At 54.7% G+C, this 21,199-nt stretch carries 17 protein-coding genes and 1 pseudogene; 12 read left to right on the forward strand and 6 right to left on the reverse strand.

Going from position 1 to position 21,199, the window contains the following annotated elements; genetic code table 11:
• The first annotated feature begins 330 nt into the window (after positions 1 to 330).
• The 10 genes and pseudogenes from aceA to EKL30_RS15190 all read left to right on the forward strand — a co-directional run bounded on the left by aceA (position 331) and on the right by EKL30_RS15190 (position 8,445).
• The gene (gene aceA, locus EKL30_RS15145; protein WP_126708087.1) at positions 331 to 1,659 is read left to right on the forward strand and encodes an isocitrate lyase; all 1,329 of its coding nucleotides are present in this window, start codon (positions 331 to 333) and stop codon (positions 1,657 to 1,659) included.
• A gap of 127 nt (positions 1,660 to 1,786) precedes the next feature.
• Positions 1,787 to 2,752 (forward strand): hypothetical protein, encoded by a 966-nt coding sequence (locus EKL30_RS15150; protein WP_126708088.1) that lies wholly within the window; start codon positions 1,787 to 1,789, stop codon positions 2,750 to 2,752.
• Between the two features lie 4 nt (positions 2,753 to 2,756).
• Positions 2,757 to 2,897 (forward strand): annotated as a pseudogene (gene ccoS, locus EKL30_RS19255) (cbb3-type cytochrome oxidase assembly protein CcoS); the annotation flags it as partial.
• Between the two features lie 251 nt (positions 2,898 to 3,148).
• A complete protein-coding gene (ccoN, locus tag EKL30_RS15160; protein ID WP_126708090.1) occupies positions 3,149 to 4,633 on the forward strand; it encodes a cytochrome-c oxidase, cbb3-type subunit I in 1,485 nt (494 codons plus the stop codon).
• An 11-nt stretch (positions 4,634 to 4,644) separates the two neighbouring features.
• Positions 4,645 to 5,304, forward strand: coding sequence for a cytochrome-c oxidase, cbb3-type subunit II (gene ccoO / locus EKL30_RS15165; RefSeq protein WP_126708091.1), 660 nt, complete (start codon positions 4,645 to 4,647; stop codon positions 5,302 to 5,304).
• Complete coding sequence (locus EKL30_RS15170) at positions 5,304 to 5,477, forward strand: CcoQ/FixQ family Cbb3-type cytochrome c oxidase assembly chaperone (RefSeq protein ID WP_126708092.1); 174 nt, start codon at positions 5,304 to 5,306, stop codon at positions 5,475 to 5,477. Before ccoO ends, EKL30_RS15170 begins: the two co-directional genes overlap by 1 nt.
• Positions 5,470 to 6,393: a cytochrome-c oxidase, cbb3-type subunit III gene (ccoP, locus tag EKL30_RS15175; protein WP_126708093.1), complete on the forward strand. Its 924-nt coding sequence runs from the start codon at positions 5,470 to 5,472 to the stop codon at positions 6,391 to 6,393. Before EKL30_RS15170 ends, ccoP begins: the two co-directional genes overlap by 8 nt.
• A 9-nt stretch (positions 6,394 to 6,402) precedes the next feature.
• Positions 6,403 to 7,908, forward strand: coding sequence for a cytochrome c oxidase accessory protein CcoG (gene ccoG, locus EKL30_RS15180; protein WP_126708094.1), 1,506 nt, complete (start codon positions 6,403 to 6,405; stop codon positions 7,906 to 7,908).
• A gap of 19 nt (positions 7,909 to 7,927) precedes the next feature.
• Positions 7,928 to 8,161 (forward strand): FixH family protein, encoded by a 234-nt coding sequence (locus tag EKL30_RS15185; RefSeq protein ID WP_126708095.1) that lies wholly within the window; start codon positions 7,928 to 7,930, stop codon positions 8,159 to 8,161.
• Between the two features lie 35 nt (positions 8,162 to 8,196).
• Positions 8,197 to 8,445 carry a hypothetical protein gene (locus EKL30_RS15190; protein WP_199748585.1) on the forward strand — a complete coding sequence of 83 codons (249 nt, stop codon included), beginning with the start codon at positions 8,197 to 8,199 and terminating at the stop codon, positions 8,443 to 8,445.
• A 24-nt stretch (positions 8,446 to 8,469) separates the two neighbouring features.
• On the opposite strand, the gene fnr is transcribed toward EKL30_RS15190, so the two are convergent.
• The 4 genes from fnr to EKL30_RS15210 form a co-directional block, all read right to left on the reverse strand.
• Positions 8,470 to 9,198 carry a fumarate/nitrate reduction transcriptional regulator Fnr gene (fnr, locus tag EKL30_RS15195; protein WP_126708096.1) on the reverse strand — a complete coding sequence of 243 codons (729 nt, stop codon included), beginning with the start codon at positions 9,196 to 9,198 and terminating at the stop codon, positions 8,470 to 8,472.
• 168 nt (positions 9,199 to 9,366) lie between these two features.
• Positions 9,367 to 10,278, reverse strand: coding sequence for a LysR family transcriptional regulator (locus EKL30_RS15200; RefSeq protein ID WP_126708097.1), 912 nt, complete (start codon positions 10,276 to 10,278; stop codon positions 9,367 to 9,369).
• A 77-nt stretch (positions 10,279 to 10,355) separates the two neighbouring features.
• Entirely contained in the window at positions 10,356 to 10,694 is a 339-nt protein-coding gene (gene mazF, locus EKL30_RS15205; protein ID WP_126708098.1) for an endoribonuclease MazF, read from the reverse strand.
• 14 nt (positions 10,695 to 10,708) lie between these two features.
• On the reverse strand, positions 10,709 to 10,939 hold the full coding sequence (locus EKL30_RS15210) for an AbrB/MazE/SpoVT family DNA-binding domain-containing protein (protein WP_126708099.1): 231 nt from the start codon (positions 10,937 to 10,939) through the stop codon (positions 10,709 to 10,711).
• Between the two features lie 172 nt (positions 10,940 to 11,111).
• Between EKL30_RS15210 and clpB the strand changes: the two genes are divergently transcribed.
• Positions 11,112 to 13,706: an ATP-dependent chaperone ClpB gene (gene clpB / locus EKL30_RS15215; RefSeq protein ID WP_126708100.1), complete on the forward strand. Its 2,595-nt coding sequence runs from the start codon at positions 11,112 to 11,114 to the stop codon at positions 13,704 to 13,706.
• Between the two features lie 121 nt (positions 13,707 to 13,827).
• Here clpB and EKL30_RS15220 read toward each other — a convergent pair whose 3' ends face one another.
• Positions 13,828 to 14,526 (reverse strand): epoxyqueuosine reductase QueH, encoded by a 699-nt coding sequence (locus EKL30_RS15220; RefSeq protein WP_126708101.1) that lies wholly within the window; start codon positions 14,524 to 14,526, stop codon positions 13,828 to 13,830.
• A 52-nt stretch (positions 14,527 to 14,578) separates the two neighbouring features.
• Complete coding sequence (gene glnE / locus EKL30_RS15225) at positions 14,579 to 17,356, reverse strand: bifunctional [glutamate--ammonia ligase]-adenylyl-L-tyrosine phosphorylase/[glutamate--ammonia-ligase] adenylyltransferase (protein WP_126708102.1); 2,778 nt, start codon at positions 17,354 to 17,356, stop codon at positions 14,579 to 14,581.
• A 257-nt stretch (positions 17,357 to 17,613) separates the two neighbouring features.
• On the opposite strand from glnE, the gene EKL30_RS15230 reads away from it, so the two are divergent.
• The gene (locus EKL30_RS15230; protein ID WP_126708103.1) at positions 17,614 to 21,198 is read left to right on the forward strand and encodes a YhdP family protein; all 3,585 of its coding nucleotides are present in this window, start codon (positions 17,614 to 17,616) and stop codon (positions 21,196 to 21,198) included.
• Position 21,199 lies beyond the last annotated feature (1 nt).

Genomic DNA, 21,199 nt, shown 5'->3' on the forward strand with positions numbered 1-21,199 from the left:
CAATAGTCCCGCTGAGGGACGTAAACAGGTAGAACCGGCGGTTTCGTAAGAACCCGAGCGTATACCGATCTATTGTACCCGCCGAACCCATTATTTCACATTATGAAAAGTCACTTTTGTGATATGGAATTTCCGTGTTGCGGTGCAGGATATGTAATTTCACAGCGAAGAAAAGCTTTTCACATTATGGAAGTTTTTACCTAATAGGCTGATCTATAACGAACTATTATTTTGTCTTATATAAGACATAAGGGTGTCTGACGATGCAGCAAAGGCGTACACTTTTCTCAACGATTTCCCTTTTGCCATTATCTTTATATAGGAAGCATCATGACCACACGAGAAAATGAAGTCCGTAATCTGCAGAAGAATTGGGCCGAAGATAAGCGCTGGCAAGGTATCAAGCGTGGCTATAGTGCCGACGAAGTAGTACGTCTTCGTGGCTCGGTGGTGGTCGAGCATACCCTTGCGCGCCGCGGAGCCGAAAAACTATGGGACCTTCTGCACTCAGAGCCTTTTGTGAGCTCTCTAGGCGCGCTGACTGGCAACCAGGCCATGCAACAAGTCAAAGCGGGCTTGAAAGCCATTTATCTATCAGGATGGCAAGTGGCGGGCGATGCGAATGGCGCTGGGGAAATGTATCCTGACCAGTCGCTATATCCTGCGAATTCGGTACCCCAAGTCGTGCGGCGTATCAATAATGCATTGACGCGATGCGACCAAATCCAATGGATGGAAGGCAAAAATCCGGGGGATGAGGGCTATCTGGATTATTTCGCACCGATTGTCGCCGATGCCGAGGCAGGATTTGGTGGTGTCCTTAACGCGTTTGAGCTAATGAAATCAATGATCGAGGCCGGCGCGGCAGGGGTCCACTTCGAGGATCAATTAGCCTCTGTAAAAAAGTGCGGACACATGGGCGGAAAAGTGCTTGTGCCGACACGCGAAGCCGTTGCCAAGCTCGTTTCAGCTCGGCTTGCTGCTGATGTGCTGAATGTACCCACTTTGCTTCTAGCCCGAACCGATGCCGACGCTGCCGATCTGGTAACCAGCAACATTGACGAAAACGATCTCCCCTTCATTACAGGAGAGCGAACCGTTGAAGGCTTTTTCCGAACACGGCCCGGGATAGAGCAGGGGATTTCTCGTGGGCTGGCCTATGCGCCTTATGCCGATTTGCTTTGGTGTGAGACCTCGACTCCTAGCCTTGAATATGCACGTCAGTTCGCGGAAGCGATTCATCGCCAGTTCCCGGGCAAGATGCTGGCCTACAATTGTTCGCCTTCCTTTAACTGGAAGAAAAATCTTGACGACGCAACAGTAGCCAAATTTCAGCGCGAACTTGGTGCCATGGGCTATAAATTCCAGTTCATTACACTGGCGGGCTTCCACGCCCTGAACTACGGAATGTTTGAACTTGCATACGGCTACGCCCGCAACCAAATGAGTGCCTTCGTCGAACTTCAACAAAAAGAATTCGCCGCCGCCGAGTTGGGGTTCACGGCCGTCAAGCACCAACGCGAAGTCGGGACTGGTTACTTTGATGCTGTAACGCAGGCCATTGAAGGCGGCCAATCATCCACAACTGCCCTGACCGGTTCGACTGAAGAAGCACAGTTTCAAGGCGGTGCTACCCCGAAAGGCTTAAAAGTCGCGTGATAGCAAGCAGTATGGTCGTATAATCGGACCGTTGGAAGCGTCTTCCCTCGGTCCGTTTTTACTGGGCTATGCAGGGAAATTGATTTAGATCAATACAGAGTATCCCTTGCTTGCTATAGTGCCCAACATGCGCACATTCTCGATCTTTACTCTCCCTGCTGGCTTGACCGATCGCGATCGCCTGAACCGTAAACACATGCTTGCTCGTATGGGCCTGGCTTGGTTGGCGATGATGCAAGTAATGATGTTTGCTTTCCCTGGCTATCTGCGTAGCCAAGAAATGTCTGCCGACAATCTACAGTTACTGGATCAGGCAATCTTCATCATGAACTGGATCAGCCTGGTTCTTACCGTTCCCGTTGTGTTGTATTGCGCGTGGCCCGTCTGGGGCGGAGCGCTGCTTCGTGTTGCGCAGGGACGAGTCAGTATGGATGTTCCCGTTGCGTTAGGTATTGTCGCCGCGTTCATACCTAGCGCCTACGCTACATGGGGCGGCACCGGGGAAGTCTATTTTGATTCCGTCACGATGTTCGTGGCATTTTTGCTGACCGCCCGTTATCTTGAGCTTTGCGCTCGCCAAGCCGTGGGAACGGGGGCCGCTCACGCCCTTATCGAGCAGTTCCGGGTTTCTGTTTCCCGCCGCGCCGATCAACTGGCGTTCTGGTTTGTTGTCATTCAGCTAGCTCTGGCTTTCTTGGTCGGGGCTGTCTGGTATGTGTATGCGCCCCAACATGCGATCGCCGTCATGGTGGCCCTACTGGTCATGAGTTGTCCCTGTGCCATGGCCATGGCTGTCCCGACGGCCGTAGCCGCCGCACATGCTACCTTGTCGGCGCGTCCCGCAAGTACCGATCTCGATGTTGTCCGGCTCACCCAGGCAACCGGCAAAGTGTCCCGACAGAACCTGTACGCGTCGGTGATATGGCACCTGCTTATGACCCCGCTGGCAGCGATGGGCTTAATTGCGCCCTGGTTGGCGGCCATCTCGATGTTGCTATCTTCGCTGGCGGTTGCTGCGAATTCGTGGCGCCTATTCCGGCGCCAGACGCGCGTCGCGCCAACCGCATGGCGGGGCGCTCCGGCGCAAGGCTAACTTTATGGCCTCCTCTCTATTTCTGTTGCTTCCCATATCGCTGGTGTTTGTCATCGTGATAGGAGTTTTTTTTTGGTGGGCAATATTTGCCGGCCAGTTCGATGATTCCCAGGCGGGCGGTGATTCGATTCTGCTGGACAACGATACGCCTGAGGCGAGTTCAAGCGAACGGGCCGATGCAAATCAGAAGGAAGGGGAAAGCCGCCAACCGGCCACTGGGCACTCTGCATAGCACCGCGCCGCTGTGGCAGTTTGAATTTTACTTTTATGAAGTGTGGCGCAAAAACGTCAGCCTATTCCGCGTAATTTCGACCTTGATGCAAATCAAAGTCGGCGTGTCGATGTTGCGGGATCATGCTGAAGTTAAGCATTATTTATTTGTTTGAGGGGAAGCTCATGGGCACTTCCGATATTGTCGGGAAACAAGCCGAAGTCTTCAACTATGGTGTCGTTCGTCAGTTTACGATCATGACCATAGTGTGGGGCATTGTCGGCATGCTGGTCGGCGTAGTGATCGCTGCGCAACTTATCTGGCCGGAATTAAATTTCAACGTTCCATGGCTGAGCTATGGCCGCTTGCGTCCTTTGCACACTAACGCCGTTATTTTTGCCTTCGGCGGAAGTGCGCTGTTCGCCACGTCGTATTACGTCGTGCAACGTACCTGTCAGGCACGTCTGTTTAGCGACAAGCTTGCCGCGTTTACGTTTTGGGGCTGGCAAGCCGTTATTGTGGCGGCTGTAATTACCCTTCCGCTGGGATATACAACCACCAAAGAATACGCAGAGCTAGAGTGGCCTATCGATATTCTGCTAGCGCTGGTATGGATTGCCTATGCTGTTGTGTTTTTCGGCACCATCGTCAAACGCCGGGTCAAGCATATTTACGTCGCTAACTGGTTCTACGGTTCGTACATCCTGACTATCGCCATACTGCATATCTTCAACAACCTCGAGCTCCCCGTTTCGATGTGGAAGTCTTACTCGGCCTATTCCGGTGTCCAGGACGCCATGGTCCAGTGGTGGTACGGTCACAATGCTGTGGGCTTTTTCCTGACCACGAGCTTTCTGGGCATGATGTACTACTTCGTGCCTAAACAGGCCGAGCGACCCATCTATTCGTATCGCTTGTCGATTGTGCATTTCTGGGCGCTGGCCTTCACCTATATGTGGGCCGGCCCGCACCACTTGTTATATACATCGCTGCCCGATTGGACTCAATCCCTGGGCATGGCCCTATCTCTGATCCTGCTGGCTCCCTCATGGGGCGGCATGATTAACGGAATCATGACCATGTCCGGAGCCTGGCACAAACTGCGCACGGATCCTATTCTGAAGTTCCTGGTGGTGTCGTTATCGTTCTACGGCATGTCGACATTCGAAGGCTCGATGATGTCCATCCGCACGGTCAATGCCTTGTCGCACTACACAGACTGGACCGTCGGCCATGTGCATTCAGGTGCGTTGGGCTGGGTCGCAATGATCACATTCGGCTCCTTGTACTACATGATTCCGCGACTGTATGGCCGCACCGCGATGGCGAGCACCAAGCTGATAGAACTGCACTTCTGGCTCGCTACCCTGGGCGTAGTGATGTATATCAGCGCAATGTGGATTGCCGGTGTAATGCAAGGCCTGATGTGGCGTGCCACGGGCGCCGACGGAGTGTTGACTTACAGCTTTGTCGAAGCCGTGAAAGCCACTTATCCCTTCTACGTTATTCGCATGTTGGGCGGTATTTGCTTCCTTGGGGGCGTATGCGTCATGGCGTGGAACACCTGGATCACCATTAAAGGCCAGGTCAAGGTTGACCCTGCTGTACCGCTGCAGAGCCCGGACGCTCGCGATCCGGCCCTTCTTGGTCCCGCATCGGCAACAGCCTAAGGAGTATCTCAATGTCCAAGAACAGTTCAGGTTTCTTTACGCACCAGACTCTGGAAAAGAACGTCGGTTTGCTGATTATTTTCAGTATTCTTGTCGTGTCCTTTGCCGGACTTGCACAGATCGTTCCGTTGTTTTTCCAGCACTCGACCACAACGGCAACGGAAGGCGTCATGCCCTACGAACCGCTCCATCTAGTGGGGCGCGACATCTATATACGCGAAGGCTGCGTAAGTTGCCATTCGCAACAAATCCGGATGTTAAGTTCCGAAGTCCAACGCTATGGCCCTTATTCGTTGGCCGGCGAATCGCGCTATGACCACCCATTTTTGTGGGGCTCAAAACGTACGGGTCCCGATCTGGCGCGTGTCGGTCAGCGATATTCCGACGACTGGCACCGGATTCACTTACGCAATCCGCGCGATCTCGTGAAAGAGTCGAATATGCCGGGGTATCCATGGTTGCAGAAAAATTCGGTCGCCAAGGAAAATGTTCAGGATCGTATGTTGGTATTGCGCAAGCTGGGCGTACCTTATACCGACGAGCAAATCGCCAAGGCCCCCGAGCAGTTGCAAGGCAAGACTGAAGAAGACGCCCTGATTGCGTATTTGCAAAATCTGGGTGTGGCAGGCCGTGCGGCGGCTGCTAAAGCCGTTGCCGAAGGAGGACTGTAATGGCCATGCTCAACGGAATAATGACGCTGGTCGCCATGTTTACCTTTCTGGGTATTGTATGGTGGGCGTTCTCGCGTGGTCGTGCTGATGCCAACCACGAGGCCTCTCTCTTGCCGTTTTTAGTGCCTGACGAGAGATCGACGGAAAAGAAGGAAGGGGGCTCCCATGAGTGATTTTGTCAGTAGCTTCTGGAGCTACTTCATCGGCGTGATTGCATTAGGTGGAATCGCGTTCTGCGTAATACTGTTATTTTCGCAGCGTGCCTGGCTGAAAAGCGATGTCGATCCATTGGGCAATACCGGCCATGTATGGGACGGCGACCTTACCGAACTTAATAATCCGATCCCACGCTGGTGGACGGTCATGTACCTTGGCCTGTGTGTTGTCGCGCTGGCGGTGCTGTTTCTATACCCTGGTGTGGGCGCCTATAAGGGCACGCTCGAGTACAGCGCAGCAAAGCAGGTAAAGGCGGAACAGCTTGCACTCAATGAGCAGATAAAGCCGGTATTCCAGCGCTTCCAGCAAATGCCCATCGCTGAAGTCGCCCACGATGCCGAGGCCCGCGAAATTGGTCAGCGGCTGTTCTTGAACAACTGTGCGCAGTGTCATGGTTCAGACGCCAGAGGCAGTGGCAGCTTTCCGAATCTCGCCGATAGCGATTGGTTGCACGGAGGGTCGCCCGAGCAGATTTTACAGACCATCACCAAGGGTCGCCACGGAATGATGCCGCCCTGGAGCTCGCAGATCAAACCGGCCGAAGCGGCTGATATCGCTCAATATGTACGCTCTTTAGCAGGGCTGGCCAGTAACTCCTTGCGTGTTGTGCCCGGCAAGCGCGGCTATGACACCTTCTGTGTCGCCTGCCACGGTGCTGAAGGCAAGGGCAATACGGCAATGGGCGCCCCGAACCTTACCGACAATGTGTGGCTCTACGGCAGTTCAGAAGCCGCTATCGTCGAGACGATTCTTAACGGACGTCAAAACGTCATGCCGGCCCAGGAAGGCATCCTGACCGAAGACCAGATACGCGTCCTTACAGCATGGGTGTGGGGTTTGTCTAACCCGAACAAGCGAGTAGCGACAAAATAGAGGTGCATCATGAGTAAAGACGAATCATCCGTAAATCCGGACTCGGGGCTGACACCGGAAACGGTGCCCGCCTGGCAACCGCCGAGGGTCTCCAGGGTGAGCGGAGGTTCGTCGCCTCAGGTGGAAAAGGCGCTGGCAGATGTGCGCCGAAAAATTTACCCGCGATCGGTATCGGGTATTTTTGCCCGTTGGCGGATCGCCATGGTGTTTGTTACGCAGCTCGTTTTTTACGGCTTGCCCTGGCTGCAGTGGAATGGCCGGCAGGCCGTCCTATTCGATCTGGCAGCACGAAAATTCTATATTTTCGGCATGGTGCTCTGGCCGCAAGATGTCATTTACCTTGCTGTACTGCTGGTGCTGTCGGCCTTTGCACTTTTCTTGTTTACTGCGATGGCAGGCCGGCTTTTTTGCGGTTACGCGTGTCCGCAGACGGTCTACACTGAAATCTTTATGTGGGTCGAGCGTCGCGTCGAAGGGGATCGGTTGGCTCGCATCCGCCTCGATGAGCAGCCCTGGTCCTGGCACAAGTTCCGTTTAAAAGCGACCAAGCACGCTATCTGGATACTCATCGCCTGGTGGACAGGTTCCACTTTCATTGGCTATTTTGCACCAATACGCGAGCTGGGCATGGGCCTTCTTACGCTGTCTTTGGGGCCGTGGCAGTGGTTCTGGATGGTGTTTTATGCCTTTGCGACCTGGGGAAATGCCGGCTTCATGCGTGAACATGTATGCAAATACATGTGCCCCTATGCGCGATTCCAAAGCGTCATGGTCGATGACGACACCTTTGTAGTGACTTACGACGACGTGCGTGGAGAGCCCCGCGGCGGGCGCTCTCGACGCATCGATCATAAAGAAGCAGGCATGGGCGATTGCGTCGATTGCAGTCTATGCGTGCAGGTCTGCCCGACGGGGATAGACATCCGTGACGGACTGCAATATATGTGCATAGGTTGTGGCGCTTGCGTAGATGCTTGTGACACGGTCATGGATAAAATGAACTATGACAGGGGGCTGATTCGCTATACCTCGGGGCGAGCCATCACCGAAGGTCTCACGCAGGGCGAAGTGCGCAAGCGTATGTTCCGGCCTCGTGTATTAGCTTATATGGCTATATTGTCCTTGATTGGAATCGCGTTTGTCGTCTCGCTTGCCACACGCACCACGCTCCGAGTGGATGTCATACGCGATCGGGGCGCCCTGGGTCGCGAGGTGCCCGGGGGCATGATCGAAAACGTATATCGGCTTCAGGTCATTAATGCCTCCGAGGAACCCTTGTCCCTGGAACTAAGCGCCAGTGGGGTACCGGAACTGTCGATAATGACTGCCGATACTCATTCGTCGTCAGTCACGATAGACGCGGCGTCAAACCGTTTAATGCCAGTTGTCGTCAGGGCCCCGGTTGAAACCGTTACACCAGGCTTGCACGACATCGAACTCAAGACAGTAGCCCACTCAGAAGAAGGGGACGAAACGACGGTAGTGGAAAAATCAAGTTTCTACGTGCCGAAATAGTGCTAAGGAGGATCATTTCATGAGCGTAGCTAAAGACAAAGACCCGCAAGATACCGAACGCAGCAAACCTTGGTGGAAGGAGCCGTGGCCCTGGATATTAATGGCGGGCCCGGCAGCGGCCATAATTGGTTGTATTATTACGATCGTTCTTGCGGTGCAGAATTTCAGCGATCAGGGGATTACCGATGGCGGTGTAAAACGCGGACTGGTAGTAAGTAAACCGGCGCCTCCTTCAGTACCTGCAGACCGTTGATACCATACTAAAAAAGAAAACATAGGGGGAGCAGGATGAGATCGCGTGCGATGATGTGGGTGTTATGGCCGTCTTTTTTAATTGCTGGTGCTACCAGCGCTACGGTTTTTGCCCTGGTTGACCCGCTTGATATTCAGTTCTTGGGATATTTGCAAGTAAGCCGGCAGGGCGTATATGCCGTTGGGTTTTTCTTATTCTGGCTTATGGCCGCACTATCTAGCGCCTTGACACTGCATATGGCCCCACGTGGTCGGGTGCTCGATGAATTCGATGACCCGATTTAAACGCATAGTCCGCCGCCGTGGCGTTTAGCCGCAGTCGGTTCCGGCCAGGCCGCGTAGGGTTTGCATATCGACAATAAGCACTTGACGCTGCTGTACATGTATTAGCCCTTCGCGAGCAAAACGCGAGAACAGCCGGCTCACGGTTTCCAGTGTAAGGCCCAGATAATTACCGATTTCTTCACGGCTCATGCGCAGCACGAATTCGTTGGCAGAATATCCCAGCGTGGCAAGGCGTTGCGATAAATTCAGCAAAAAGGCAGCCAAACGTTGTTCGGAACGCATGGCGCCCAACGACATCACGAGTTGATGAGAGCGGTTTATTTCTTTGCTCATGAGGCGTCTAAACTGTTGATTTAATACCGGTATATGCGCAGCCAGATGATCCATCTCGTCGATACGAATGACACAGACTTCGCTATCTTCGAGCGCGATAGCATGCGATTGCTGGGTATTTTCCAGTAGGCCGTCCATGCCGATGATTTCGCCGGGTAGAAGGAAGCCGGTAATCTGAACGTGGCCAGAGGCGTCTTCCAATTGAGTTTTCAATGAGCCCGACCTGATTCCATAAACAGCCTCGACCTTGTCGCCCAAGCGAAACAGTGCGGATCCTTTCGGGACCCGGATGCGTTCTTTGATCAGTTCGTCTAGCTTGGCGACATCGTGGCGCGCCATGCCTAGTGGCAAACAGATTTCGCTAAGCATGCATGTAGAACAGCGGGTGGAATCGGGAGTTACGGGAATTTTCTTTTGCATATAGTAGCGTCGGCAGACGAGTGATGCTGTTTGCACAGCGCTTTCAGGGCGGCAACCGGCACATTTAGAATTCTAACCGGCGATGCCGGAAAAAGCGCCGTTTGATTTGGATCAAGTATAAGGGATGGCGGGGTCAATGCCATGACTTGTCCCGAATGCGTACGCTACTTACGAAAGGCCTTCCCAATACGACGGGCTTGCGTATCGCTCGCGCAACATGTCGACAAATAACCGAACCCGCAATGGCAGGTGCTTGCGTTCTGGCAGCATGGCGAAAATGCCGTTAGCGGGAGCGGCGTAATCGTCTAGCACACTGACCAAGCGCCCTGCGGCCAAGTCGTCGTGCACTTCCCACAGCGATCGCCAAGCAAGGCCGCAGCCGGCAAGAGCCCATTCGTGCAACACAGAGCCATCGCTACAGGCCAACCGACCTTTGACTCGCACGGCGCGAGCCACGCCGTCTTGTTTGAGCAGCCAGCCCTTGGACTGATTTCCCTGATGCCCGAACGATAAGCAGTTGTGTTGGGCCAGGTCGTCGGGCGTATTCGGACGCCCATGCTTGCCAAGGTATGAAGGGGCAGCGACGATGACGCGTTTATTGTCGGCCAGACGGACACCTACTATCTGGGAGTCATCAAGTTCGCCTATGCGGATCGCACAGTCATATCCCTCTTCGATAAGATCCACGAGCCGATCACTAAGGTCCAGAGAAATAGTAACGTCGGGATAGTTGCCAGTGAAGCCGGGCAGCAATGGGGCGACATGGCGGCGTCCGAAGCCCGCCGGCGCGCTAATCCGCAAATGACCGCTGGGGTTTATGCTGCCTTGTGCAATACGGGTTTCGGCATCGTTGAGGTCGCGCAGTATGCGTTGCGCCTCTTCGTAGAAATCGCTGCCCTCTGAAGTTAAAGACAGGCGCCGCGTTGAGCGCAACAACAACTTGATGCCCAGCCGTGCCTCTAGGGCGTTGATACGCCGGCCAATCATGGCGGGTGCTACGCCTTCGGCGCGCGCAGCTGCGGAAAGGCTACCTAAGGTGGCTACCGCGACAAAACTTTTCAGCTGTTTGAACTTATCCATGCTTTGAGATATCGGTCAGCGTTTGCGCCTGGATAAAGACCAGAATAGTAACTGATTGGCGATACGAGGCCTTTTGTTCAGGTTTTGAAAATCAAGGCATTGAGCTTGGCCCTGACTTGACCGAGCTCATCTGAACCGACCCTGCCTTGAAGGCTGATCTTGGTATGCGACCAATCCAGGCTTTTTACCTGGTCCGCCAGGACCGCGAGGTCTTGCTCGGGCCCGATCGGCACCTCGAAGGGATAGCCCTTGATATGGGAAGTGATGGCACAGCATAGGATAAGGCCTGTTTTCTTGTTGTAAGAAGAAGGACTCAAGATAAGCGCAGGTTTATGATCTTGGGCTGTACTTCCCTTGGGCAGGTCAAAATGAAGCCAAATGATGTCGCCCGTATTCGGGATATAACGTTTGCTCATGATGGGCCTCGAGTTCAGGTGTCGGCGACGCCGTAGTCGATCTCTGCATGCACGTTCTTGGCGTTGATGCCGCCTAAGAGCTGCGACAGCATATATTCTTCTGCACGCAGCGGTTCAATAATGATGCAGCCGCGTTCCACCCTGATATCGACCACATCTTCCAGATCCACTTTGAGCGTTTTCATCATCGAGGAGGGTAGTCGAATAGCCGCACTATTACCCCATTTCTTTATCACTCCGCGCATGGCCTGCTCCTTAGGGCTATACCAGGATGGTGTCAGCTTAACAGTTTAGACGGTGTGTAAACAAGAGGCCTTTGTACCCCGAGGTATTCCTTCCCGTTCCCTTGAAATCCGTCGTTGTGACCGCACATATCTATCATTCGAGCGAACGTGCTCTCTTTCTTGTGAAATGATTATGCGATTCGACAAACTAACTACAAAATTCCAGCAAGCCCTTGCCGATGCGCAAAGTCTTGCTGTAAAGCATGATAATCCTTATATCGAACCGGCTCACGTACTGGCAGCGCTCCTCGCTGATGCCGATAGCGGCGCCGGCAGCCTCCTGGCGCGTGCTGGTGTGGCAGTCAATCGTCTGGGGCCCGCGCTTAACACCCAGATCGAGGGCTTTCCACAGGTTAAAGGCTCCGAGGGCAATGTACAGGTCAGCCGTGACTTGCAGGCCATATTCGCCCGTACCGACAAAGAGGCCTCCAGCCGTGGCGACAGCTACATTGCGAGCGAGCTTTTTTTGCTGGCGCTGGCCGACGACAAGGGCGAAACGGGTCGGATCCTGCGCGAGGCCGGACTGCAGCGTAAAGCCCTAGAGGCCGCCATTGACGCCGTACGGGGGGGCGCAGCGGTATCTGACTCTGAAGGCGAATCCAACCGCGAAGCGTTGTCCAAATACACGATAGACCTTACCGAACGAGCCCGCCTCGGGAAGCTGGATCCCGTGATTGGCCGCGACGACGAAATTCGGCGTTCCATTCAGATCCTGCAGCGCCGCACCAAGAACAATCCTGTTCTAATCGGCGAGCCCGGGGTCGGTAAAACGGCAATTGTTGAAGGTCTGGCGCAGCGAATTGTCAATAACGAAGTGCCTGAAACCCTTAAAGGTAAGCGAGTCCTGGCACTTGATCTCGCCGCCTTGCTTGCCGGCGCGAAGTATCGGGGTGAATTCGAAGAGCGGCTTAAAGCGGTACTAAAGGAACTTTCGCAAGACGAAGGCAAGACCATCGTGTTCATTGATGAGCTCCATACTATGGTAGGTGCTGGTAAAGCGGAAGGCGCGATGGATGCGGGCAATATGCTGAAACCGGCACTTTCGCGCGGTGAATTGCATTGCATTGGTGCGACGACACTCGACGAATACCGGAAGTATATCGAGAAGGATGCGGCGCTAGAACGTCGTTTCCAGAAAGTTCTTGTTAATGAGCCGGATGTCGAATCCACTATTGCCATCTTGCGCGGTCTCCAGGAGCGCTACGAACTGCATCATGGGGTGGCTATTACCGACCCTGCCATCGTGGCAGCTGCGGAACTGTCCAACCGTTACATTACCGACCGTTTCCTGCCAGACAAAGCCATTGACCTTATTGACGAGGCCGCCGCTCGTATACGCATGGAAATCGATTCCAAGCCCGAAGTAATGGACAAGCTGGACAGACGAATTATTCAGTTGAAAATTGAGCGTGAAGCGGTCAACAAAGACACTGACGAAAGCTCGCAGCGTCGTCTCAAGGCTATTGAAGCCGAACTGGTCGAATTGCAGCGCGAGTACAACGACTACGAGGAGATCTGGAAGTCTGAGAAGGCTGCGGTTCAAGGATCACAGGCCATTAAAGAAGAGATCGAACACGTCCGTTCCGAAATGGCCGAACTTCAGCGCAAGGGCCAGTTCGATAAGTTGGCTGAACTGCAATACGGCAAACTTCCCGAGCTTGAAGGTCGCCTGCAGGCCGCCGAGGCTGGACAGCAGGCTGCCGCCGCAAATGATCGGCCGCGCTTATTGCGCACCCAGGTCGGAGCCGAGGAAATTGCCGAGGTCGTTTCTCGGGCGACCGGAATTCCGGTTTCCAAGATGATGCAAGGCGAGCGCGCAAAGCTGCTGGGAATGGAGGATTTTCTGCACCAGCGGATCGTCGGCCAGGAGGAAGCCGTCACGCTGGTTGCCGATGCCATACGCCGCTCGCGTGCTGGCCTATCAGACCCATCTCGCCCTTATGGTTCCTTTTTGTTTTTGGGCCCGACCGGTGTTGGGAAAACCGAACTCAGCAAGGCCTTGGCCAGTTTCCTGTTTGACTCGGACGATCACATGATACGCATCGACATGAGCGAATTCATGGAAAAGCATTCCGTGTCGCGCCTGATTGGTGCTCCCCCGGGGTATGTAGGCTACGAAGAGGGCGGTTACCTGACTGAAGCGGTGCGCCGCAAGCCCTATAGCGTGATCCTGCTGGACGAAGTCGAAAAAGCACATCCCGATGTCTTCAATGTGCTGCTGCAAGTGCTGGACGACGGCCGGCTTACCGACGGTCAAGGTCGCACAGTGGACTTTCGGAATACGGTGGTCATCATGACGTCCAACCTAGGGTCGCAGCATATTCAGACCATGGCTGGCCAGCCTTATGAGGTAATCAAAGCGGTCGTATGGGACGAACTTAAGACGGCTTTCAGGCCGGAGTTCCTGAACCGGATCGACGAAGTCGTCGTGTTCCACGCTCTGGAGACGAAACATATCGAGGCGATCGCTCGCATACAGGTGCAGCGCCTTGCACAGCGGATGGCCCAACAAGACATGCGCCTTGAGGTGTCTGACGCGGCGCTGGCGCAGTTGGCCCTGACAGGTTTCGATCCGGTGTTTGGGGCTCGTCCGCTTAAGCGTGCCATTCAGCAAAACCTCGAGAACTCCATCGCACGCCTGATACTCGAGGGCAGGTTCGGACCTAATGATGTCGTGCCGGTCGACTGGCAGGATGATAAGTTCGTTTTTTCACGTACCCTGCAATAACTGACGTACACGCCGTTACTGCGGCCGGTGCCGATTAAGGCACGTTACGAAAAAGTCGCCGAGCTGATATAAATCAGCATCGGCGACTTTTTTTAAGCGGCGTATATCGAGGCCGATGGCGCTAATCGCGCTTGTCCGCCAGTTCGCCAGGCGGCGGATTTAGCTGAAGTTCATCTTTGCCGTAGAATTTGATGCCTATTTTGACGCGGTCGCGGCCTTGCGCGCGGCGATGCCGGTTGGTGTCACGCAAGGAATAAACGCAGCCGCAATATTCCTGCTGGTAGAACTCTTCGCGTTTACTGATTTCGATCATTCGCGCGGAGCCACCGCCCTTGCGCCAGTTGTAAGTCCAGTAGACAAGATCGGGATAGCGGGCGGCAGCCCGTTCGCCACAGCCGTTGATCTGGTTCATGTCCTTCCAGCGCGATATGCCCAGAGAACTGCTTATGGTGTCAAATCCGTGTTCGTGAGCATACAAGGCGGTGCGTTCAAAACGCATATCGAAACAGGCAGTGCAGCGGGCGCCACGCTCGGGCTCGTTCTCCAGGCCCTTTACCCGCTCAAACCAGTTGTCGCGGTCGTAATCGGCGTCGATGAATTCAATATTGTGTTCCGCTGCAAAACGAATATTTTCGTTTTTGCGTATTTCGTACTCGCGATCGGGGTGAATATTAGGGTTGTAAAAATAAATCGCGTAGTCGATTCCTGACGCAGTCATGGCTTCCATGACCTCCCCCGAGCAGGGGGCGCAACAGGAGTGCAGAAGCACTTTTTTGCGATTGTCGGGCAGGGCGAGTTTGGGGCGTTCGAAATCGGTCATGGCTATAGAGGGCGCGCAGTGGCGCACACAAGAAAAGGTAATTAACCCTATTTTAGTCGCCTATCACGGTATTCCAAAGTTCCCGGACGGCAGCCCGTTCCGAATCCAGCTGATCACTGGGAACACGCGCTTTTTCGGCACCTTCAAGCCGCAGGGCGTGTTGCCGTTTACGAAGCTCGCGATAGGCGTTTCCGACTCTGGACGCGAGGTCGGAGGGTATTAAACCGGCCTCCGCAGCCAATCGTAGCAGGGCAATATTGCCAAAGTTGCCAAGCAGTACGGGAAACTGACGGGCGTGACACAGAACCAGGTACTGCGTCACGAATTCTACATCGACCATGCCACCGCGGTCGTGCTTCAGATCAAATTCCGACGTGCGATTGGGATGCCCGGCACTGATCCTTTCCCGCATGCTTCTGACGTCGTCCTTGAACGTTTCGGGATCGCGTGGCAGCAGTAGAACTTGTTGACGGATCTTTTCGAAGCGGTTGCCAATTTCAATGTCGCCGGCCACGAACCGGGCGCGTGTAATGGCCTGATGTTCCCAGGGCCATGCATGAGTCGTCTGGTATTGAGCGAAGGCGTCAACCGATACGGCCAACAGACCGGCGTCCCCGTCTGGGCGCAAGCGCAGGTCGATTTCATACAGGCGGCCCGACGAGGTCATGGTCGATAACCAGGAAGACATCCGCCGTCCCAGCTTGGCATAAATTTCGCTGGCGTCGTCGTCGCTGGGGTCGTCATAAAGAAACACCAGGTCAAGGTCGGAGGCATAACCGATTTCCTTGCCGCCGAGTTTGCCGTAAGCGATGATGGCAAAGTGCGGCGGAGCCAGGTCGACGCGCTTGTTTTTTCCTTGCACCAGCGGCCACACCCGATAGATGGTCTCGGTCAGAAGCATATCGGCCAAAGCTGAAAGGCGGTCCGCCAAATGTTCGACCGTCAATACCCCTTCCAAGTCTTGAGCGAGCAGCTGAAAGGTAATTTGATGTTGGGTGTCACGCATGATATTCATCTGCTGCTCGATGTCTGGCTGCCCATCGGGTAGCATGCACGCGTCAAGTTCGCTATGCAGTTGTTGCGCGATCTGTCCAAAGTCAGGCGGTTCCATCAAAGAGTGCCATTCGATCAGACTATCCAGCAGCAGCGGAAAGCGGCTTAAGTACTGCGAGGCCCATGGACTGGCGCTGACGATGCGCGAGACGCGCGCCAACGTGTCGGGATACTCCGCCAGCAAGGCAAGGTAGGCGCTGCGCTGCGCTATATTTTCCACCAAGGTCAGGAGCCGGATGGCGGTCTGGTCGGGATGGTCGGTAGTGGCAGCCATGCTGACGATGGCCGGCAGTAACGTTTCAACGCGCCTGCGGCTCGTTTCCGGCAGGCTGCGAATGCGGTGACTGTCGAGCAATGCATCCACCCTTTGGCAGATAGCGGGTGCTTTGTCGCCAAGGTGCAAATTAATATGTTCGACCAGATTGCACGAAGCGTCCGGCACGTCATCGGTTTCGCAAGCGGCATTGTCCGCGTCGCCGCCCATGCCGGCAATGCGGAATGCATCTCGAAAGGTTTTCTCGACAAAAGCGCGGTGCGAGGACAGCCGAGCTTCAAAATGCGCTAATGGCATACCCATGGCTTGCGCCAGCCCGTTGCGCAGGTCATTATCGCGCGGCAGCAAGTGTGTCTGTTCGTCTTCGCGATACTGCAGCAAATGTTCGACACGGCGCAGGAAACAATAAGCGGTCTCGAGGTTATCGGCTACGTCGGAGGCAATTACGCCTGCCTGTTTCTGCTTGTACAGCGCCGAAAGCAAAGCCCTTTGTTGCAATGACGGCATCCGGCCGCCCCGTATCAGTTGACTTAGTTGTACTACGAATTCAATTTCACGTATTCCCCCGTCCCCCAGCTTGATATTGTGAACGGTATCCACACCGGTCCGAGCCATAGCACGCCGCTGCCAATCTTGACGTATGCGTTCGCGCAAGGCCCGCAACGCGGCAAGGGCATCAAAGTCGAAGTACTTGCGATAGACAAAAGGGGTGCGTAAGGCTTCCAACTGTTCCAGCTGGCCGCTTGAATCACTGTCAGGAAATGCCTGGCACGGAATAACCCGGCTTTTTAGCCACGCATAGCGTTCCCATTCTCGACCCTGTGTGACAAGATAGTTCTCCAGTGCATCCAGGCTCCAGGCGAGAGGGCCGGAATCTCCATCTGGGCGCAATCGCAAGTCAGTCCGGAAAACCTGGCCGTCGGCGTCCATTTCCGAGAGCACCGGCATCATCCGTTGTGTGACCCGGCCATAGAACTCGTGATGGCTGATTTTTCGCTTACCCGTCGTTTCCCCTTCTTCGCCATACAACATGATCAAATCTATGTCCGAGGATACGTTCAGCTCTTTGCCGCCCAATTTGCCCATACCCAGAATCAGAAGCTCTTGAGGTCGGCCCGTATTGTGGTCGATGGGCACGCCATGGATCTCGGCCAGGCTGACGGCGACGCTTTTGTACGCTTGCGCTACGGCCAGATCCGCCAGGGCGGACATGGCGGCTATCACTTCCGGTAACGGGGCAACCCCATTGATGTCACGCACCATCAAGGTATAGAAGACGCGGGAACGCAATTGCCGCAAGATGCGACGTACCTCGGGTAAGGAAAGGGGCGCATCCGAATTATTTTGTCGTAGCTCTTCAAACCACAGCAGAACGCTTTGACGTGTAACCGCGTGGGTGGCGGAGTCTGCCAACCAAGTCCCAAACGGGGCGTTGGCTACGAGCTTGCGGCGCAAAGCGCCAGACCAGCGTAGGGCGGGCTCTAATATAATGGCTGAGGACATATGGCTTACTAGAAAGGACCAAGGCTTCGAAACAGGAAGACGAAAAGCGAAAAACCGGGTACAAGACTCGAGAATAGCTGAATAACTCGACACCTGAAGTATTCAGCCCGCCCCTCGAGAAGATACTGCAATTACTACTGTACTGGCTAACTCAATCTGTGTTTCGAATCTCTTCCGCATTCCTAAAGCTGCTCTGTACGATAGCGATAGTCGTCTATTTTTTGTTGGCAGGGCTTTTTTTAGGTCTTCGATATTGGGTGTTGCCCAATATCGATGAATGGCGTCCTTATATAGCGCAGCAGCTGTCCAGTGCTCTGAAGACCAACATCACGCTGGGTAAAGTTACGGCCGACTGGAAAGGGCTCCATCCCCGCCTGGCCTTTATCGACGTCAGCATTACCGATAAGCGACAACGCAAGGTAATGAACCTGCCGCAGGTCAGAGCTGTATTGAGCTGGAGGAGCCTCTTTTCGCAGAGTCCGCAATTCGTCTCTCTTGAGGCAAGTGATATCGACATCAGCGTTCGGCGCGACCGTCGGCAGCGACTGTGGGTGGCTGGCCAGTCGTTCGATGTCGACTCACTCGAGCAGCAACAGACCGGTCAGCACGACGAGGTGTTGGCCTGGCTCGCGACGCAACGACAGATCGTCGTGCGCGACGCGACGATACACTGGATAGATGAAAAGCGAAGCACCACGCCATTGATTCTGAATGCGGTGACGGTATCCCTGCAAAATAGCGGCATGAGTCACGCCTTTTCGTTAGTGGCCGCCCTTTCACCTGAATTGGGTCAGACACTAGACGTGCGAGGAAATTTCCAACAGGCATCGGCGTCCGTGTCGCAGCCATTTTCCATCGAAAACGGTAACGGCCTTATTTACGCTCATGTCGCCCAGATGCGTCCTTTGGGCTGGAGTCGGTGGGTCGATCTCCCTCAACAACTGGAATCAGGCGAAGTCTCGGCAAAGTGGTGGTTAACGATAGGGAACGGACAAGCCGGTCAGTTGACTTCCGATGTCCGCGTCGAGCAAGGACGATGGGAACTGGGTGAAGAGGCTTACGTCCAGGCAGAGTATCTGCGCTTGTTTATGGCCGGACCCTGGGATGCCTTCAAAGACATTTTTATGCCTGAAACAGAACCGGCTTTTCCCCAGCAGGCAAAGGAGGGGACCTCGACATCTACGCCGACGGTCGAGTTTCACCTTCAGGCACGCAAGCTCGACTTGGTCGACAGCGATATGTTCGAGCACCCCATCGACTTCAGCAGGATCGGCGGTCAGGGCACGATTCGTAAGTTGCCAGGTGCTACGCTCAGGGTCGAGGCTTCGCAATTGAATCTGGATAACGACGATATGAAGGCCACGCTCGCCGGCAGCTGGCAGCAGGGTGCGCCGGGCAGCACTGGGCTTGTAGATATACGCGGGCGATTCAAGCGGGCGCTCATTACGGCAATAGACGACTATATGCCAAATTTGGTTAATCTCGATGCTCGAGAATGGATGGCGACGGGACTGTTGGATGGTCAGCTCGAGGACGTCGACGTCACGCTGAACGGCGATCTTGAGCACTTTCCGTTTGCGCAGGATCCTTCCAAGGGGAATTTCCGGGTCTCGGGCAGGTTCACCGGTGGGGTTATTGATTATCTTCCTGACGAGGGAAAGGTCAAAGGATGGCCGCGCCTGACGGAGATGCAGGGCAGGGTCGAACTACAGCGGGCGGATCTGCGCTTAGTCGCGGAACGGGCAGTCATGTGGCCCACCTCTGGTCTACCCATTCAATTAAAAGATGTCACTGCCCACATCCCTAATATCGAGGACAACTCCGTCCTTAGTGTGGAAGGTCTGACCGCTGCGCAAGGCGAGGCATACCTGGCCCTGATGAAACACTCTCCTTTGGGTGGCATGCTTGATGGCACGTTTAATGAAGCCACGGCGGACGGCCATTGGGAGGTACCGCTGGCTTTGACCATTCCTTTGCTGAATAGTCGCGATACCACGGTAAAAGGCGCCATTCGGTTTTCAGACAGTAGCTTGCGCCTATCGCCGGAAATGCCCTTGCTTACTAATGTCGCCGGAGTGCTCGATTTCACGGATACGGGAATGAGCACTGCTGGATTGAAAGCGGTTTTCCTGGGCGGGCCAGTCTCGTTGGCCGGTGGCATAGGGGCAGGCCTCAAAGGTTTGCAACTGGAGGGCCGTGCATCGGCACAAGCCTTGACGGAATATGTTGGCCTTGAAGGCATGAAGCGTTTGCAGGGTGTTGTGCCTTATAAGATGGTTTTGCAACGCAGCAAGGCCCGGACGCTGTCGGTGACCTTGGACTCCAACCTTATTGGTTTAGGCTTGAAATTCCCAGCGCCGCTAGGCAAGTCGGCGAATGAAGCCATGCCGATGCATGCCGAGTGGCAGCGGCATTCCGACGGCAAGAACATGGCGTTAACGCTTGCCTTAGGTAAGGAAATGAATGCAACGCTTCTGCACAGCGAAAATCGCCGCGACCGGGCTTACTTTCATGCGGTGGCCGTTGGTGTAAATCAGAAGCCTGAGCTTCTGGCTGAAGGGATCAATCTGGATATCCGTTATCCGAACATCGACGTCGATAGCTGGGAGCAGGTAATTACCGAGTTTTCCACTTCGCTAACCAAAGCAACAGCTCGTCGGGAACGACCTTTATTGCCGGATATCCGACAGCTTCGCTTGCAATCCCGAGAGGCTCGGGTGTACGGCCTTAGACTCGACCAGCTGACCTTTACGGCACGCCAGCCGCGCATTGAGCAGTGGCGAGTCGACGTGAGCTCGTCGCAAACCGCCGGAACGCTCTTCTGGCGCGAGGCCAAAGGCAAAGTTGCGGGCCGCATTGATGCCAATTTTGATCGCCTGGCGCTGGGGCGCGACAGAGTCCATGGGACGTCAAGCGATGATGCAAAAGAAAACAGTCTTCGTATTGACGACGATCTGGATATTCCTGCGGTCAACTTGCGCGTCAAAAATTTTCGCTTATACGGACGCGAAGTCGGCGAGCTTTCGGTGGTGGGTATCAACCAGGCGCGCGGTGAATTATGGAAGCTTGAGGAATTAAAGCTGGTAAGCCCCTCAGCCAGCCTTGCCGGCGCGGGAATGTGGCGCCTGGAGGGTAAAAACCGAGGGCTCACCCTGGACGCCGTCGCCCAAATCGGTGATTTAGGTGCCTATCTGGACCAGATCGGCATGAGGGATATGATGAAGGGCGGCAAGGGCAGCGTCCGCGGCCAGTTCGAATGGCACAACATGCCGTGGGATTTCAGCAAATCCGACCTGAATGGAAAAGTGGAGTTCGACCTGGAAAAGGGTCGTTTCAGCAATTTGAATTCGCGTTCGTCGCGTCTGCTTGAATTGATCTCGCTGCAATCGATGCAAAGGCTTGCACGTCTGGATTTCAATCCCGCAGGGCTCACAAAAGAAGGTTTTCCCTACGACAAGTTTCGAGGCACGCTGAATCTGAATAGCGGCGTCATGAGCACCAGCGACTATCGCGTGGTGGGCCCGGTTGCGACCATTGTGATGGGAGGCGATGTGAATTTGATTAACGAAAAGTTGGATCTGCAGGCGGTCGTTGTGCCCAATCTGGATGTTAGCGGAGCGGCTATTGCCGCCGGGATCGCGATTAATCCTATCGTGGGAGTGGGCGCGTTCCTTACGCAGTGGCTGTTACAAGGACCCCTGGCAAGGGCAATGACGGTTGAGTACCGCATTAATGGAAACTGGGACGACCCCAATATCAAGGAGGTTGCTGCTCCGCCTGCTTCTTCGGGCGACAGCGGCCGGGGTACGACCACAGGTAAACCGCCGCCGATCGCGCCTTGAG

This window comes from Candidimonas sp. SYP-B2681, assembly GCF_003971065.1.
Taxonomy (GTDB): Bacteria; Pseudomonadota; Gammaproteobacteria; order Burkholderiales; family Burkholderiaceae_B; genus Pollutimonas.

What these genes read in the sequence shown, in the direction of transcription:
- aceA (WP_126708087.1), top strand. Translation starts at nt 331, where the DNA reads ATGACCACACGAGAAAATGAAGTCCGTAATCTGCAGAAGAATTGGGCC.
- EKL30_RS15150 (WP_126708088.1), top strand. Translation starts at nt 1,787, where the DNA reads ATGCGCACATTCTCGATCTTTACTCTCCCTGCTGGCTTGACCGATCGC.
- ccoN (WP_126708090.1), top strand. Translation starts at nt 3,149, where the DNA reads ATGGGCACTTCCGATATTGTCGGGAAACAAGCCGAAGTCTTCAACTAT.
- ccoO (WP_126708091.1), top strand. Translation starts at nt 4,645, where the DNA reads ATGTCCAAGAACAGTTCAGGTTTCTTTACGCACCAGACTCTGGAAAAG.
- EKL30_RS15170 (WP_126708092.1), top strand. Translation starts at nt 5,304, where the DNA reads ATGGCCATGCTCAACGGAATAATGACGCTGGTCGCCATGTTTACCTTT.
- ccoP (WP_126708093.1), top strand. Translation starts at nt 5,470, where the DNA reads ATGAGTGATTTTGTCAGTAGCTTCTGGAGCTACTTCATCGGCGTGATT.
- ccoG (WP_126708094.1), top strand. Translation starts at nt 6,403, where the DNA reads ATGAGTAAAGACGAATCATCCGTAAATCCGGACTCGGGGCTGACACCG.
- EKL30_RS15185 (WP_126708095.1), top strand. Translation starts at nt 7,928, where the DNA reads ATGAGCGTAGCTAAAGACAAAGACCCGCAAGATACCGAACGCAGCAAA.
- EKL30_RS15190 (WP_199748585.1), top strand. Translation starts at nt 8,197, where the DNA reads ATGAGATCGCGTGCGATGATGTGGGTGTTATGGCCGTCTTTTTTAATT.
- fnr (WP_126708096.1), bottom strand. Translation starts at nt 9,198, where the DNA reads ATGCAAAAGAAAATTCCCGTAACTCCCGATTCCACCCGCTGTTCTACA.
- EKL30_RS15200 (WP_126708097.1), bottom strand. Translation starts at nt 10,278, where the DNA reads ATGGATAAGTTCAAACAGCTGAAAAGTTTTGTCGCGGTAGCCACCTTA.
- mazF (WP_126708098.1), bottom strand. Translation starts at nt 10,694, where the DNA reads ATGAGCAAACGTTATATCCCGAATACGGGCGACATCATTTGGCTTCAT.
- EKL30_RS15210 (WP_126708099.1), bottom strand. Translation starts at nt 10,939, where the DNA reads ATGCGCGGAGTGATAAAGAAATGGGGTAATAGTGCGGCTATTCGACTA.
- clpB (WP_126708100.1), top strand. Translation starts at nt 11,112, where the DNA reads ATGCGATTCGACAAACTAACTACAAAATTCCAGCAAGCCCTTGCCGAT.
- EKL30_RS15220 (WP_126708101.1), bottom strand. Translation starts at nt 14,526, where the DNA reads ATGACCGATTTCGAACGCCCCAAACTCGCCCTGCCCGACAATCGCAAA.
- glnE (WP_126708102.1), bottom strand. Translation starts at nt 17,356, where the DNA reads ATGTCCTCAGCCATTATATTAGAGCCCGCCCTACGCTGGTCTGGCGCT.